Consider the following 14738-nt stretch of genomic DNA (forward strand, 5'->3'; position numbering starts at 1 on the left):
CGACCACTATGAAGGACGACGAACAGCCCGGCGAACCGCGCCGGGCTTTTTGTTTGGCCGAACGGACCGGTCAGGCGAGGAATTCAGGCATGCGCAGACCGGCTGCCATTCTCTGCGAAAGCCTCTGCCGCGCCTGCGCACGTTGTCGTCCCTCATCGTCGATGGGAAGGCGCAGCATTCTGACCAGGCGATCGATCTCGCGACACGCTGCCTTATGGGAGGGGCTGCTGCGCTGGCAGACATCCAGGGCATAAAGCGCCTCGGCATCCATGACGGTTAGGCCGAGCGGAAACAGTTCGCGATAAACCACACGTTCCGCGATTCCATCGACCAGTCGGAAGCCAAGCTGCATGGAGACCCGCCGCAGACCGTCATCGACCTTGCGCTCATTGCGCGAACTGAATGCCGACTGACGATTGCGAACCACAACCCAGTCCAGCACCGTTCCCTTCAGCCGGCGTCGCTCCCGCCTCGCTTGCCTGACGGTATGGGCATATTGCGAGGTGTTCTTCAGCGTTCCGTCAACCGGATCGATGCGTCCCAGAACATCGAAATCGACGAAGCTGTCATTCATCGGCGTAATCAGCGTATCTGCCTGACTGTGAGCGATATCGGACAGGTTGGTCGACGCGCCGGGCGTGTCCACGATCACGACGTCGCAATCATTGCGCATGTCCAGAAGCAGGCGAAACAGGGCACAGCGTTCTTCATGCGTGACGTCGCTGACCCGGTCCCGTCGGACTGGCGCCAAGGTCTCGACCCGCGGGTGGGCAAGGTCGAGGGATTTGATGGATGCGGTCTGCGCCCGGTAGGCGAAGAAGCGGGCCATTGTCTGCTGGCGAATATCCAGATCGATGACGCCGACCCGAAGGCCCTTATTCAGAAGAGCGGTTGCAATATGCAGGCCGAGTGTGGACTTGCCAGACCCGCCCTTCTCATTGCCGCAAACAAGCAGATGGGCAGGATCTTCGCGTCGAACCACCTTTTCGGATCGTCGTCCGAGCATCCTCTCCCCCGTTTTAAATGGTAAACGGAAGTTAGACAAAGATGGATAATGAAAGGTTACCGCGAGATAATCGAGATGCGCGGCTCTTCGGCTCAGGCTAGGCCCAGACTGACGAGTTGCGCCATCAATTCCGCGGGAACGTCTTCGGCCTGATCGCCTGACAAATCGGGCGGCGCATCGTCGGCAAGCAGGTAACGCCAGCCTTGAAACACACGTCGTGGCACGGGCCGAACAGGATGGAGCAATGGTTCAAGGACGATCCCGCATCGCTTGAGGCCGTCCGCGCCTGACAAAGACCGGAGTTCCAGAATGCGCTGACGCACCTGGATCGAGCCCTTGATGACCCAATAAAGGGATCCGCCGTCCAGGATTTCCTCGGCGCGTTTCGGCATCATTCGGGTGGCGTGGATATAGTCGTGCGCACCGCCTTTGCCGCTCGCTATTCGTCGGTCGATGCTGCGTTGCAGATCGGCGATATTCTCGACACCGACGCAAAGCTTGATGAGGTGGAGCGTCACTATGCCCGTCCCGTTGGACCTCTGACCGAAAGAAAACGCCGGCGCGATGCCGGCGTTCCCGTAATTTCATCTGGCAACCCGGCTGCGATCAGCTGGCAGCGAGAATCGTCGCTTCCGCACCACCGACAAGCCACGCAACGAATACGACCGTTGCGAAGGCGGCCACTGCCCAAGCGGTTACGCTCCAGCAGCTTTTCTGGACCTGTTCATCCATTCAGAAATGAAACCCCGTAATGTTCCCTATCCCGGTTCACGCATCCCGTCGCGAATGCGCCCCCAACCGGAGGATCGATATTATGGTAACGAAATCGTGAACGCAAGCGGGCTGTCTTAATTCCGTCATGAAAACGCCAGGGAAGCGCCGGAAGCTAACCGCTAAGCGCTTGAATTTCAACACCTGCGCGATCTAGGCATGGCTGCCAGCCGTCTGCCGCATCGCATGTTCGATCAACCGATGAGCCGACGCTTGACCTCGACGGACCTACCATGGTCTGCCTCACATGCAGTAATCAGGAGGCTCCATGGATTCGGGCTCCATCGCCAAACGGATACCCCGCGTCAACACGATCGACGTTGCCCGCACGGTCGCGCTGATTGCGATGGCGATCTATCACTTTTCCTGGGATTTGGCCATCTTCGGCTATGCGGAGGCCGATCTTCCGCAACAGCCGGGCATGATCATCTTCGCCAGATGCATTGCCGGCAGCTTCATCTTTCTGGCTGGCGTTTCCCTCATTCTGGCTCACGATGGCGACATTCGGTGGCCGGCCTTCTGGAAACGCCTGCTTCAGATCGCCCTCGCCGCGCTCGCCGTGACTATTGCCACTTTCTTCGCATTTCCAGAAACTTACATCTTTTTCGGGATTCTCCACCTTATCGCGGCCGCCTCGCTGCTCGGCCTTCTCTTCCTGCGATTTCGATGGTTGACGATGATCGCGATCGGCGCACTGTTCGTCGCTCTACCTCAGATGTTCCGGTCAGAAGCATTCAATGCCGGCCCTCTCTTATGGCTCGGCCTGGCCGACGCTCCGCCCAGGTCGAATGACTACGTGCCTCTCTTCCCATGGTTCGGCATATTCCTCTTTGGAATGGCTTTTGCGCGGATCGGGCGCGAACGGCACTGGTTCAAACGTCTGGCCGCCACCCGGTTCGATGCTGCCCTGCCGGGTTGGCTGGCATTTCCCGGTCGGCATTCGCTCATCGTCTATCTGGTTCACCAGCCCATCCTTCTTGGGCTTGTCTGGCTCGCAGCGACGATCGCGCCGCCTGCCATAACCCTGGACGATGTGCGTGCGCCTTGCGAGAGAAGCTGTTTGGCGCAGGCCGGCGACGCAACCTTCTGCACGAAGTATTGCGGTTGCATACTCGGGGCGATGCAGAGGGAAGGCCTCCTTTATCGCAGCGCCGGTCAGGGTTCGCTCACGGATCAGCAACTGCAGTTCGTGGACGAGCAGCGCACACGTTGCGTCAGTGAGGTCGATTCTGAGAGGATGGAACCGCCGAACCGCTCCGAACGACCGATCGATAAGGAAAGTGCCCGATGAGCCGCCGTCGCAAAACCCATCAGCCGGTCGAGCAGCTTACAGAGAGTAACAACGCGGGCGCCAGTGCCGTCCATGCAGGACCGACCCGCTTCCCGTGGCCTCCAGTCATTTTACTGACGGCCGGAATTGCCGCCTATCTTCTCGGGGACTGGGTCACGCCTCTTTCGCTGTTGCCATCCGCCTACGCGCCGGTGCTTTCCGCATTCGGCTGGCTTCTGGTGGTCGGCGGTCTTGGTCTGGATGTCTTCGCCCTGATGACCTTGCGCCGTGGCGGCACGACTGTCTCCCCCATTCACGGATCCGCCAAGCTGGTAACGAACGGCCCTTACGCCATCAGCCGCAACCCCATCTATCTCGGCAATACGCTGATCTTGATCGGCCTTGGCTTCGCGTTGAACAATTTCTGGTTCCCGATCCTGGCGATCGTCGCGGCCTTCGCCGTCACGAAACTGCAGATCGAGCCGGAAGAGCGCCATCTGGCCAGCCGTTTCGGCAGGGCCTGGCGGCAATACAGCAAGCGGGTTTCGCGCTGGTTCTGATCGATTTGAGGCGGAAGGCGCTACAGCTCTAACCCTTCACGCCCAGTTCGGCGAGTCGCTCCACGCAGCCTTCCTCGCTGGCGTTCAGTTCCGCGATGGTCTCCTCAATATCGCGGCGCTTCTGGCGCAGTTCCTCGCGCTTTTCCTCGATCTTGTTGATGATCTGTTTCAGTTGACCGACCTCGCCAGGTGGGTCGCGATACATCTGCACGATGTCGCGAATCTCGGCGATCGAAAACCCAAGGCGCTTGCCCCGGAGAATCTGTTTGACCAGATGGCGGTCTGCAGGCCGGAACAGCCGTGTCCGTCCCCGGCGAACCGGCGAGATCAGTCCCTCATCCTCGTAGAAACGTAAGGTACGGGTCGAAATGCCGAATTCTCGGGTCAGCTCGGTGATCGTATAGAATTCGCGCATTCATAAATTCCGGTTGGTCCGCTGTTTCATCAGTCGGCGAAAGTCTGCCAAAGTTACGTAAAAGTCAATTTTCGGTATAAGCCCTTCCCCAGCGTCATTCAGAGAAGCGCGAACCACCATGCCGCCAGCCCGAGAAAGGCAAAAAATCCTACAATATCAGTGACTGTGGTCACGAACACACCTGAGGCGATCGCGGGATCGGCTCCGATCTTGTCCAGAATGAGCGGGATGAGAATGCCTGCCAGAGCGGCCGCGAGCATGTTGATGACCATTGCCGCGGCGATAACGCCGCCGAGCGAAACATTGTCGAACCACAACGCCGCCAGGATACCGATCAACACGGCGAACATCACGCCGTTCAGGAGCCCGACGAGCGTCTCGCGACGAATGATGCGGGCAGCATTGTAGATGTCGATATCACGGGTCGCCAGCGCTCGCACCGCCACCGTCATGGTCTGCGTCGCGGCATTGCCGCCCATCGACGCGACGATCGGCATGAGGATCGCCAGCGCCACCATTTGCTCGATGGTGGCGTCGAAGAGGCCGATCACCATGGAGGCCAGCACAGCCGTGCCGAGATTCATCAACAGCCAGATAAAACGCGAGCGCGCAATCTCCAGCGTCGTGTCCGACAGTTCCTCATCGCCGACGCCGCCGAGCGCCTTGATGTCCTCTTCGGCCTCTTCCTGAATGACGTCCACCACGTCATCGATAGTCAGAACGCCGACCAGCCGATCGTTCTCGTCGACCACGGCAGCCGAAAGCAGATCGTAGCGTTCGAAGCGCTGCGCGGCTTCTTCCTGATCCATCTCGACCGGAATGGCGTGACGCGTTTCGTGCATCACGCTTTCGATCTTCTCGGCGCGCTGCGTCCTGAGAATGCGGTCCAGATCGACAGCGCCCAACAGCCGAAAACCCGGATCGATCACGAAAATCTGGCTGAACGTCTCCGGAAGGTCCTTGTCCTCCCGCATGTAGTCGATGGTCTGGCCCACCGTCCAGAACGGCGGCACCGCCACGAACTCGGTGGCCATGCGCCGACCGGCCGTCTCTTCGGGAAAATCGAGCGAGCGGCGAAGACGAACCCGTTCCGTGAAAGGAAGCTGGCGGAGGATTTCTTCCTGATCCTCTTCCTCCAGATCTTCCAGAATGTAGACCGCGTCGTCTGAATCCAGTTCCTGAACGGCCAACGCGATCTGGTCATTCGGCAGTTGGTCGACGATTTCAAGCCGGATGGCTTCGTCCACCTCGGTCAGTGCGGCAAAGTCGAAATCGCCCTTCAGGAGCGTCACGAGCGCGAGGCGTTGGTCCGGCGGCAGCGCCTCGATCACATCGCCCAGTTCGGAACTGTGGAGGCGGATCAGCTCCTGCCGCAGCCAGTCGTGATCGCTGGCGGCGATGGCGGCTTCGATACCAGCCAGCAAGTCCTGCCGCACCGCGCCCGTCTCGGTGTAGATCGAACCATGCTGCTCGTCATCGACGACCAGTTCATCCTCGGCCATGCAGGATCATCCTTCTGGATCGGAGTATGCGACGCTGCGCTTTCCTAACGGGGTTTCGTGACAGAGGCAAAGGAGCGAACGGCGTTTCGTGCAACTCTTTTGGCTTCGCATACGTCTTTAAAAAACGATGAGAAACGGAGGCTGCGATGAAACCTTACGCACTAGGATTGTTCGCCCTTTCCTTCGTGTTGTCCTCGACCATTGGCGCATTGTCGCAAGACACAGCACCCTGGCAGGGACCCATCGACGATCAGTTGCAATCCTTCCAGTCCGATAATGGCGCGCGGGCCTATTCTCACGCAGCCCCGAACATCCGCCGCATGTTTCCCACCCTCGAACGCTTCATGTCGATGGTCGAAGGCGGCTATCCGCAGGTCAGAAAGCCGAAAAGCTGGACAATGGGACCCGCCACGCCTCTTTCGGACGATCTCATCGCCCAGGAGGTCATCATCGTCGGCCCAACCGGCAAAGTATGGAAAGCGCTCTACACACTCCAGCAGCAGGCTGACGGGAACTGGCAGATAAGCGGCGTCTCGCTTCAGGGCCTCAAGAGCTTCGGCGTCTGATCCCTTACGAGGATCGACGATAGAGCCGCGCTGCCGTCAGCTAGAAGCCGTTCCCCATATCAGACCGGCCACCCAGATCGTCGCCGCTGCCGTAAAACCGGTGATGATCGTCCCCCAGACCGTATCGACGACCGCCACGACCGGATCGAAACCCTCGAGCACCGAATAGCTCGTCGCGTCATATGTGAGATAGGCAAAGAAGCCGAACAGCGCCCCGTTCAGCGCCGCCTCGGTCCACCCGCCGCCATTATAGGCCGGCCAGACGGCGAAATAGATCACGCCAATCACATAGACGGCGTAGAAAAGCGCGGCGACTCCGAGTTTGGGGCTGTCGCGCATGATCGCGCCCATCCGCTCGGCATAGAAGTTTCTGGCAACATATCCCAGCCAGATGAAATCGATGACGAAGAAGATCACCAAGGCGATCAGATAGAGATAGACCAGTCTCATGCGCGCTCCCCGCTTGCGGAATCTGAACAGCTCCGGCCCATGCCGGTTGAGGACAAATCTGGAGCTCAACCGATAGGCGGCAAGTCACCCTTCACCCATTCGGCGCGTGTTTCTGCCGCGAATGCAGCAAGACGTCCGCCAGTGATCGCGTCCCTGATGCCTGCCATCAACTGCTGGTAATAGGCCAGATTGTTCCAGGTCAGCAGCATGCCGGCCAGCGGCTCGCCGGCCCGCACCAGATGGTGCAGATAGGCGCGGCTGTAATCGCGCGTGGCGGGGCAATCGCTGGTAGCGTCGAGCGGCCGATGGTCTTCGGCATGACGGGCATTCTTCAGATTGATCCTGCCGTGGCGTGTGAAGGCCAGGCCATGACGCCCGGCCCGCGTCGGCATCACACAGTCGAACATATCGACGCCGCGCTGCACCGATCCGAGAATGTCGTCCGGCGTGCCGACGCCCATCAGGTAGCGCGGCTTGGTTTGCGGCAGAAACGGCATGACAGTTTCGATCATGTCGAACATCACGTCCTGCGGCTCGCCCACAGCCAGGCCCCCGATCGCATAGCCTTTCAGATCCATCGCAGCCAAAGCCTTGGCCGATTGGACGCGCAGCTCTTTGTGGTCGCCACCCTGAACGATGCCGAACATCGCTTTGCCAGGCTGGTCGCCGAAGGCCGCCTTGCAGCGCTCGGCCCAGCGAAGCGACAGCTCCATCGCTCGCGCGATTTCCTTTTCGCCGGCCGGCAGGGCGATACACTCGTCGAGCTGCATCTGAATATCCGAACCCAGCAGCCCCTGAATTTCGATGGACCGCTCCGGGCTCATGAAATGCTTCGCACCGTCGACATGGCTCTGGAAAGTCACGCCCTCTTCGGTGATCTTGCGCAGGCCCGACAGGCTCATCACCTGAAAGCCGCCGCTATCGGTCAGAATGGGATGCGGCCAGCGGGCGAACTCGTGCAGCCCGCCAAGCTTCGCAACGCGCTCCGCGCCGGGCCGCAGCATCAGATGGTATGTGTTGCCCAGAATGATGTCGGCACCGAGATCGCGGACCTGATCCAGATACATCGCCTTGACGGTTCCGGCCGTACCCACCGGCATAAAGGCGGGCGTGCGGATGGAGCCGCGAGGCATGTCGATCCGCCCGCGCCGCGCCGCGCCGTCCTGCGCCAGCTGCGTAAACGTGAATGTCTCGGAGGGGTGCTGTTCGCGCTCGTCGCTCATGGATCGTCGTTCCGGAAGAGGAGGCTGGAATCGCCATAGGAGTAGAAGCGGTAGCCGCTCTCGATGGCGTGGTGGTATGCGGCCTGCATTCTATCCAGCCCGCTGAAAGCGCTGACCAGCATGAAGAGCGTCGAGCGCGGTAGATGAAAATTGGTCATCAGCGCATCGATGACGCGAAAGCGATAGCCTGGCGTGATGAAGATGTCGGTCGCGCCCGACCATGCCGCCAGCCTGCCGTCTTCGCCTGCCGCGCTCTCCAAGAGCCGCAGCGATGTCGTGCCCACGGCGACGATCCGCCCGCCCCTTTCGCGTACAGCGTTGAGCGCGTCTGCCGTCTGCGCGGTGAGCGTGCCGCGTTCCGAATGCATGACATGCTCGGACGTTTCATCTGCTTTGACCGGCAGAAATGTTCCTGCGCCGACATGAAGCGTGACGAAATGGCGTTCGATGCCCGCCGCTTCGAGCCGCGCCATCAGTTCGGGCGTAAAATGCAGGCCGGCGGTCGGCGCCGCAACCGCACCGTCCTCCCGCGCATAGATGGTCTGATAGTCGGATCGATCCTGCTCATCGACGGCTCGCTTGCCGGAGATATAGGGCGGCAGTGGTATCCGACCGCCAGCATGAAGCGCTTCATCCAGAGCGGCGCCAGACAGGTCGAAGGCCAAGGTGACCTCCCCGCTCTGCGCTTTCTGCTCCACCGTCGCGTCAAGCGCGCCCAGAAGGCACGACGTGTTTCGATGGCCGAACCGGATGCGGTCGCCGGGCTGCAGTTTCCGGGCGCCGCGCACGAATGCGTTCCAGCGCGAGGCATCGAGCCGCATATGAAGCGTGGCACCGATACGCGCATCCGGCGCGCCTTCGCGCTGGCGCACACCTTCCAGCTGCGCCGGAATGACCTTTGTGTCGTTGAAGACCAAGGCATCGCCAGGTTGAAGAAGATCGGGCAGGTCCGCAATCGTCCGGTCGGTAAAGGGCGCGGCCGCTTCCGGGCGAACCAATAGCAGTCGCGCTGCCTCACGCGGTTCGGCGGGGCGCAGCGCGATCGCGCTTTCAGGCAGGTCGAAATCGAAGAGATCGGTTTTCATGGCGCGGCCATAACGGGATGTGGATGACTTGGAAAGCACCGAGAGGCGCTTACCATCCGCCTCCTCCACCGCCGCCGCCACCGCCGCCAGAGAAACCGCCTCCGCCCGAAAACCCGGACGATGACGTCGATGGCGTCGGCAGAACCGATGTGACGGCGCGGCTCATACGATTGCCGATGCCACCCACACTGTCGACCCATCCAGACCGGTCTCCCGGCCCTTGATACCAGCCGGGCGTCCATTGGCTTACCGAATAGGCGCCGCCAGCCAGTGCACCTGCGGCAAGCCAGGAATGAAACGTCTTCGTCCATGGCTTTTCCAGGTCGAGCGCGACCGCGTAGGGCAGCAGCGTTTCGTAGTGGCTGGGAGACATGGAAGGCGCGCCCTGTAGATTCATGCGATCGGCTTCGGCCAACTCGATATAGGTTCGCAACCCCTCGATCTCATCCATCTTCCGGCGGCCGAGCGGTGTCGGTGCGCCCATGATCATGACAAACAGGATATTGACCAACACCAGAGCGCCCAGTGCAACGATCGACCAATCCAGTTTCGTATCGGCGATGAGTTCCTTTGCCGCGCCGACAACGCCGGAAAGGAAGGCGAAGACGAAGAACGCTGCGAACAGGACGTTGAAGATCCGCTTGCCGATACCCCCGACGCTGGAACGGAACGTCCGAGCCACGAAGACGGAAATGACCACCGCCCCGATGATGAGGGGCAGCCCCACAGACAGAATATCCACTGGGAGGCCATCGGTCACGAGCGTGAGCAAAAGAACGGTTACGCTCATCACAATACCGAGAATGATCCAGCCGGTATTGCTTCGATAAAAGGTGTTGCGATGCTCTTGCAGCATCGATGTCCGGAAGTGGTCGACAAGACGTTTCACCGCTTTGCCATTGGACTTGGCCAACGTCACACCGTTGACTTCCGATACGAGGATCGTCTGCGCCAGGACGCGTTCGCCGACAGGCAGTGCCGTTTCGGCCTGCGCATGCAATTTACCGGTGGGTTCGATCTTCATATCGTCATCGACGTCGACAATGCGAACCATACCTTTGACGGCAAGCGACAGCAGCGCCGCGCCTATCATGCGGCTGCTCTGGCTGGAGCGCTCCTCGATATAGGCGACCAGACCGGGCGACAGATCGGACGGCACGTTCCAGCGCGGCACCACCGTTCCCCCCGCCGGGTCCCTGCCGATCCGCAGCCACATGAGGAGATAGTAGATCGCGACCAGCACCGTGCCGCCAAACAGGATCAGAGCGCCCAGATGATCGCGAAGGAACCAGCTGGCAGCCTGCGAGGCGTCTGGAGGCGCAACGATACCCTTTTCGAACGCGATTCCCGCCGTCAGCCCGGCGCCGACCGGCAGGCTTTCGGTCGTGGTGAAGAGCGCTGTTTGGCCATCGTCGGTTTTGGTCATCCTTGCCGTGTTGCCGGACGCCCCATGGCGCCCAGTATAAGCCACCATGTCGTCGATCTGCCCGGCCGGCAAAGAGATAGTCGCGCGAACCTTATCGATCGGAAACGCCCACCTCGTGCCGGTCACGTTCCATAGCAACTCATCGTGATCGTCGAAAAACCGGATCTGGCGATCCGTCCGGTAGACAATCTCGTATTCCTGCTGACCGTGGTCCAGAAAACGGTTCGCCTCGCCGATGCGCAGCCGGCTTCCGCCCGCAATGCTTTCACTTTTATACGGTTCGTCAGCTCCGTTTCGCCGCACGGCCACGACTTCGAAGGACACCTCCTGCCGACGGCCGTCCGGTCCAGTCTGAAACTTCGGAAAATCACGCAGAATTCCGCGTTTTATCGTCTGCCCTTCGACTGTGACGACAATCGTCTCGCGAACGGTCAGCTCGCCATCGGGCGCGATCTGAATATCGCTATCGAAACTCTTTATGCGTTCGTCCGCGAGCGCCTCCGCAGATGCGGAGGCAAACAGCATAAACAGTGCAGCAAGATAGGTGAGCCCGGCGCGGGGCGGGCGGAACATGTTCACGAGGTCAACCGGCTGAACCGAATTCGACTTTCGGAACCTGCCGGTCTGCGGCGGATTCCACTTCGAAGTAATCAGCCTGCTCGAAACCGAAAGGGCCCGCAACGAGATTCGACGGAAAGCTCTCCACGCGGACGTTCAGATCGCGCGTAGCGCCGTTGTAATACCGGCGCGACATCTGGATTTCAGCTTCAACGTCCTGCAGGGCTGTCTGCAGTTGCAGGAAATTCTCATTGGCCTTGAGATCCGGGTACGCCTCCGCGACAGCAAGAAGACGACCGACGGCAGTGCTGAGCAGGGATTCCACGGCGGCACGCTGCTGAACGTCGTCCGTTGGCACGTTGACCGCCCTGTTACGCAGTTCGGTGACCTGTTCCAGGGTCTGCCGTTCGTGCACAGCATACCCTTGGACCGTATCGACAAGATTGGGAATTAGATCGGCCCTGCGCTTCAGTTGGACGTCGATCCCGCTCCACGCCTCCTTGACCATCTGCCGTGCTTTCACGAGCCCGTTATAGATGAGGATGCCGTAAAGGACGGCCGCACCAATGGCGGCCAGGACGATCAGCGTGACCATTTTTCAGTCTCCCAGCGCACCCCCCATGACAACATAGATTAAAGCGTTGGCCGAGCAAGGCTGGCCGTTCTTGGAATGCTCAATAGATTCTTAGAGTAACAAGAAGTTCGCTTAGACCAGCCGGCTGTTTTCCACGGCCGCTTCGATGAAACTGGCAAAGAGAGGATGCGGTTCGAAGGGCCGGCTTTTGAGTTCCGGATGATATTGAACGCCGATGAACCATGGATGGTCGGCATATTCCACCGTTTCCGGCAAGACACCATCGGGGCTCATGCCTGCGAACAGAAGCCCTGCCTTTTCCAGCCGTTCCCGATAGTCGACATTGACCTCATATCGATGGCGATGCCGTTCACTGATGGTCTCGGAGCCGTATATTTCGGCAATGCGCGAGCCGTCGCGAAGCGCGGATTGATAGGCGCCAAGACGCATCGTGCCACCGAGATCGCCGCTTGCCTTGCGCTTCTCAAGCATATTGCCCTTCAGCCATTCGGTCATAAGACCGACGACGGGCTCGTCCGTTTCGCCAAATTCCGTGGAGGATGCATCCGCGATACCGGCAAGATTGCGCGCTGCCTCGATGCAGGCCATCTGCATGCCGAAGCAGATGCCGAAATAGGGCACCTTACGCTCGCGCGCGAAGCGGGCCGCGGCGATCTTGCCCTCCGCGCCGCGCTCCCCGAAAGCGCCCGGAACGATGATGCCATTGACCTTTTCCAGATAGGGCGCGGCGTCCTCGCTCTCGAAAATTTCCGACTCGATCCAGTCCAGATGGACCCGAACCCGATTGGCCATGCCGCCATGGTTCAGCGCTTCGATCAAGGACTTATAAGCATCCTTCAAACCGGTATATTTGCCGACGACGGCGATGGTGACCTCGCCTTCCGGATTGTGGATACGTTGGGTGACTTTCTCCCAGCGGTCCATTCTCGGCTTGGGCGCGGGATCGATTCCGAAAGCAGCCAGAACCTCGCCATCCAGCCCTTCTTCGTGATAGGCCATCGGCACGTCGTAAATATTGGCGACGTCCAGCGCCTGGATCACCGCGCTCTCGCGCACATTGCAGAACAGCGACAATTTGCGGCGCTCTTCGGACGGAATGGATCGGTCGGCACGCACCAGCAGAATGTCCGGCGCAATGCCGATGGATCGCAGTTCCTTGACCGAATGTTGGGTCGGTTTGGTTTTCAGCTCGCCCGCCGCCGGAATCCAGGGCATCAGCGTCAGATGGACGTAGATCGCATTGCCGCGCGGCAGATCGTTGCCAAGCTGGCGGATCGCTTCCAGAAACGGCATGGCCTCGATGTCGCCCACCGTGCCGCCGATCTCGCACAGAACGAAGTCGTAGTCCTCATTGCCGGAGAGAACGAAATCCTTGATTTCGTTGGTGACGTGCGGAATGACCTGGACGGTTGCGCCGAGATAGTCGCCGCGCCGTTCCTTGTCGATGATGTTCTTATAGATGCGCCCCGTCGTGATGTTGTCATCCTGGGTCGCAGAGCGTCCAGTGAACCGTTCATAGTGGCCGAGATCGAGATCGGTCTCCGCCCCATCATCGGTGACAAACACCTCGCCATGCTGATACGGGCTCATCGTGCCCGGATCGACATTCAGATAGGGGTCGAGTTTGCGAATGCGGACCCTGTAGCCACGCGCCTGGAGAAGCGCCGCCAAAGCGGCCGCTGCAATACCTTTGCCAAGCGATGAGACCACGCCGCCAGTGATGAAAATATACCGCGCCATGGGTTTATGGGTCTAACCCGTTCATTTCGATTCCGAAAGAGGCCAATCGCCCCTCCACATATCTTTCGCTGGGGATGACCACCGCACGGTTAAAAAAGGAGTGCGGCCTTGTCTGCCCCATTCGTGCGGCGCGTTCGACTGACAGCGACGAGAGGCCTGACGGCAGGTTGAGCGGAAGGGGGGCGCGGCGGCCAATCAGCCGCCGGACGGAACCGCCGGTTCGCTCGGTGCCGGTGCGGCCGGCTCTGTCGGTACAGTCTCCGCTTGACCGGTGGTCGAACCGCCTTCTCCGCCCGGAGCCTCGTTCTGCGTCGCGGGTTCGGACGAATTGTCCGTCTCACCGGAAAGACCGCCGCCCAACTGATCGAGAAGATTGCCGCCATCTTGCGTCGGGCCGCTCTGCGGGATCTGGTCCAGAATGTCGGTCGGGCGCTCGCCATAGCGGGCGAACAGCGACAGGCCGAGCGAAGTGGCGAAGAAGAGCACCGCCAGAATCGCCGTGGTGCGCGTCAAAGTGTTGGCCGTACCGCGCGCGCTCATGAAGCCCGATCCGCCGCCAATGCCGAGTCCGCCGCCTTCCGAGCGCTGAATCAATACGATTCCGCACAGCGCGATGACAATGATGAGATGGATGACGATGAGGACCGTAGCCATGGATATTCCACTAATGATGTTGACGCAGACCCGCGCCTGCGCGCCGCGCTTCTAACGTCTATTTCTTCCAGTTCCAACCCCGGATCGGTCAGCCGCGATAGGTCGCGGCAATGCCGAGAAAATCCTGCGCCTTCAGACTGGCGCCGCCGATAAGCGCGCCGTTCACATTGTCGACTGCCATCAGTTCCGCGGCGTTGGAAGGTTTGACCGAACCGCCGTAGAGGATGCGGACCGCCTCCCCGTGTTCACCGAGCCGCTCGACCAGCCGGGCGCGGATATGGGCATGAGCCTCTGCCACATCGTCCACCGTGGGCGTCAGGCCCGTGCCGATCGCCCAGACAGGTTCGTAGGCCACGACCATGTTGTCGGCGGTCGCATTGCCGGGCACCGAACCGGCGATCTGCTCGTCCAGAACCTCCAGCGTTTCGCCAGCCTTCCGCTGCGCTTCCGTTTCGCCCACGCAGATAATGGCGACGAGTCCGCCACGCCAGACCGCCTTCGCCTTTTCGGCGACGGTCTGACTGGATTCGCCGTGATCGGTACGCCGTTCGGAGTGACCGACGATAATATGAGATGCGCCGCAATCGGCGATCATTTCTGCGGATACGTCACCGGTATGCGCGCCGCTCTCCTTGGCGTGACAATCTTCGCCGCCAACGGATAGGCCCTGACCTTCGACCGTGCGGGCCGCCCGTTCGATCAGGGTTGCTGGCGTGCAGATCAGCCCGTCGACCGCTCCGCCGCACGCCTCTTCGAAACCGGTCGCCATCGCCTTCAACTCTTCCAGATCGGCTGAAAGGCCGTTCATCTTCCAGTTTCCTGCAACAAGCGGGCGGATCGAAGGGCTCATGGGACAGGTCCTTTTCGCATGAAATCGATGTGTTCGCCTCTCATTGCGCAAATGATCCATGCTTGCA

General features: G+C 60.4%; 15 protein-coding genes. 3 read left to right on the forward strand and 12 right to left on the reverse strand.

Translation table 11 applies throughout. The features are described 5' to 3' along the window. Positions 1-70: 70 nt before the first annotated feature. The gene (locus tag B7H23_RS08220; protein ID WP_094076982.1) at positions 71-1006 is read right to left on the reverse strand and encodes a division plane positioning ATPase MipZ; all 936 of its coding nucleotides are present in this window, start codon (positions 1004-1006) and stop codon (positions 71-73) included. A gap of 92 nt (positions 1007-1098) precedes the next feature. Continuing rightward, positions 1099-1524, reverse strand: a complete 426-nt coding sequence (locus tag B7H23_RS08225; RefSeq protein WP_094076983.1) for a DUF1489 family protein — start codon at positions 1522-1524, stop codon at positions 1099-1101. Between the two features lie 521 nt (positions 1525-2045). Between B7H23_RS08225 and B7H23_RS08230 the strand changes: the two genes are divergently transcribed. Both B7H23_RS08230 and B7H23_RS08235 read left to right on the forward strand, forming a co-directional pair. Continuing rightward, the gene (locus tag B7H23_RS08230) at positions 2046-3068 is read left to right on the forward strand and encodes a heparan-alpha-glucosaminide N-acetyltransferase (protein WP_094076984.1); all 1023 of its coding nucleotides are present in this window, start codon (positions 2046-2048) and stop codon (positions 3066-3068) included. Then, positions 3065-3607, forward strand: coding sequence for a methyltransferase family protein (locus B7H23_RS08235; protein WP_094076985.1), 543 nt, complete (start codon positions 3065-3067; stop codon positions 3605-3607). Before B7H23_RS08230 ends, B7H23_RS08235 begins: the two co-directional genes overlap by 4 nt. Positions 3608-3635: 28 nt before the next feature. On the opposite strand, the gene B7H23_RS08240 is transcribed toward B7H23_RS08235, so the two are convergent. Together B7H23_RS08240 and mgtE are read right to left on the reverse strand one after the other, a co-directional pair. Continuing rightward, positions 3636-4022, reverse strand: a complete 387-nt coding sequence (locus tag B7H23_RS08240; RefSeq protein ID WP_094076986.1) for a MerR family transcriptional regulator — start codon at positions 4020-4022, stop codon at positions 3636-3638. Between the two features lie 98 nt (positions 4023-4120). Beyond that, the gene (gene mgtE, locus B7H23_RS08245) at positions 4121-5524 is read right to left on the reverse strand and encodes a magnesium transporter (RefSeq protein WP_094076987.1); all 1404 of its coding nucleotides are present in this window, start codon (positions 5522-5524) and stop codon (positions 4121-4123) included. A gap of 146 nt (positions 5525-5670) precedes the next feature. Here mgtE and B7H23_RS08250 point away from each other — a divergent pair, with 146 nt between their 5' ends. Then, the gene (locus tag B7H23_RS08250) at positions 5671-6090 is read left to right on the forward strand and encodes a DUF4864 domain-containing protein (protein ID WP_094076988.1); all 420 of its coding nucleotides are present in this window, start codon (positions 5671-5673) and stop codon (positions 6088-6090) included. Positions 6091-6126: 36 nt separating this feature from the next. Here the strand turns inward: B7H23_RS08250 and B7H23_RS08255 are convergent, their stop codons facing one another. The 8 genes from B7H23_RS08255 to tpiA form a co-directional block, all read right to left on the reverse strand. Further along, positions 6127-6540, reverse strand: coding sequence for a DUF2177 family protein (locus B7H23_RS08255; protein WP_094076989.1), 414 nt, complete (start codon positions 6538-6540; stop codon positions 6127-6129). A gap of 65 nt (positions 6541-6605) precedes the next feature. Further along, entirely contained in the window at positions 6606-7763 is a 1158-nt protein-coding gene (tgt, locus tag B7H23_RS08260; protein WP_094076990.1) for a tRNA guanosine(34) transglycosylase Tgt, read from the reverse strand. Continuing rightward, positions 7760-8848, reverse strand: coding sequence for a tRNA preQ1(34) S-adenosylmethionine ribosyltransferase-isomerase QueA (queA, locus tag B7H23_RS08265; protein WP_094077666.1), 1089 nt, complete (start codon positions 8846-8848; stop codon positions 7760-7762). Before queA ends, tgt begins: the two co-directional genes overlap by 4 nt. A gap of 49 nt (positions 8849-8897) precedes the next feature. Continuing rightward, positions 8898-10847 carry a DUF2207 domain-containing protein gene (locus B7H23_RS08270; protein ID WP_094076991.1) on the reverse strand — a complete coding sequence of 650 codons (1950 nt, stop codon included), beginning with the start codon at positions 10845-10847 and terminating at the stop codon, positions 8898-8900. 10 nt (positions 10848-10857) lie between these two features. Further along, positions 10858-11427 (reverse strand): LemA family protein, encoded by a 570-nt coding sequence (locus B7H23_RS08275; RefSeq protein WP_094076992.1) that lies wholly within the window; start codon positions 11425-11427, stop codon positions 10858-10860. 111 nt (positions 11428-11538) lie between these two features. Further along, the gene (locus B7H23_RS08280) at positions 11539-13167 is read right to left on the reverse strand and encodes a CTP synthase (protein WP_094076993.1); all 1629 of its coding nucleotides are present in this window, start codon (positions 13165-13167) and stop codon (positions 11539-11541) included. Positions 13168-13362: 195 nt separating this feature from the next. After that, positions 13363-13821, reverse strand: coding sequence for a preprotein translocase subunit SecG (gene secG, locus B7H23_RS08285; protein WP_094076994.1), 459 nt, complete (start codon positions 13819-13821; stop codon positions 13363-13365). 88 nt (positions 13822-13909) lie between these two features. After that, the gene (gene tpiA / locus B7H23_RS08290; protein ID WP_094076995.1) at positions 13910-14671 is read right to left on the reverse strand and encodes a triose-phosphate isomerase; all 762 of its coding nucleotides are present in this window, start codon (positions 14669-14671) and stop codon (positions 13910-13912) included. Positions 14672-14738: the final 67 nt, after the last annotated feature.

Source organism: Notoacmeibacter marinus, from assembly GCF_002238045.1.
GTDB lineage: Bacteria > Pseudomonadota > Alphaproteobacteria > Rhizobiales > Rhizobiaceae > Notoacmeibacter > Notoacmeibacter marinus.

Bases quoted from the DNA above. Each gene is read 5' to 3' on its own strand.
- queA (WP_094077666.1), bottom strand. From the start codon at position 8,848: ATGAAAACCGATCTCTTCGATTTCGACCTGCCTGAAAGCGCGATCGCG.
- B7H23_RS08275 (WP_094076992.1), bottom strand. From the start codon at position 11,427: ATGGTCACGCTGATCGTCCTGGCCGCCATTGGTGCGGCCGTCCTTTAC.
- B7H23_RS08270 (WP_094076991.1), bottom strand. From the start codon at position 10,847: ATGTTCCGCCCGCCCCGCGCCGGGCTCACCTATCTTGCTGCACTGTTT.
- B7H23_RS08255 (WP_094076989.1), bottom strand. From the start codon at position 6,540: ATGAGACTGGTCTATCTCTATCTGATCGCCTTGGTGATCTTCTTCGTC.
- B7H23_RS08240 (WP_094076986.1), bottom strand. From the start codon at position 4,022: ATGCGCGAATTCTATACGATCACCGAGCTGACCCGAGAATTCGGCATT.
- B7H23_RS08250 (WP_094076988.1), top strand. From the start codon at position 5,671: ATGAAACCTTACGCACTAGGATTGTTCGCCCTTTCCTTCGTGTTGTCC.
- B7H23_RS08220 (WP_094076982.1), bottom strand. From the start codon at position 1,006: ATGCTCGGACGACGATCCGAAAAGGTGGTTCGACGCGAAGATCCTGCC.
- B7H23_RS08280 (WP_094076993.1), bottom strand. From the start codon at position 13,167: ATGGCGCGGTATATTTTCATCACTGGCGGCGTGGTCTCATCGCTTGGC.
- secG (WP_094076994.1), bottom strand. From the start codon at position 13,821: ATGGCTACGGTCCTCATCGTCATCCATCTCATCATTGTCATCGCGCTG.
- tpiA (WP_094076995.1), bottom strand. From the start codon at position 14,671: ATGAGCCCTTCGATCCGCCCGCTTGTTGCAGGAAACTGGAAGATGAAC.
- B7H23_RS08230 (WP_094076984.1), top strand. From the start codon at position 2,046: ATGGATTCGGGCTCCATCGCCAAACGGATACCCCGCGTCAACACGATC.
- mgtE (WP_094076987.1), bottom strand. From the start codon at position 5,524: ATGGCCGAGGATGAACTGGTCGTCGATGACGAGCAGCATGGTTCGATC.
- tgt (WP_094076990.1), bottom strand. From the start codon at position 7,763: ATGAGCGACGAGCGCGAACAGCACCCCTCCGAGACATTCACGTTTACG.
- B7H23_RS08235 (WP_094076985.1), top strand. From the start codon at position 3,065: ATGAGCCGCCGTCGCAAAACCCATCAGCCGGTCGAGCAGCTTACAGAG.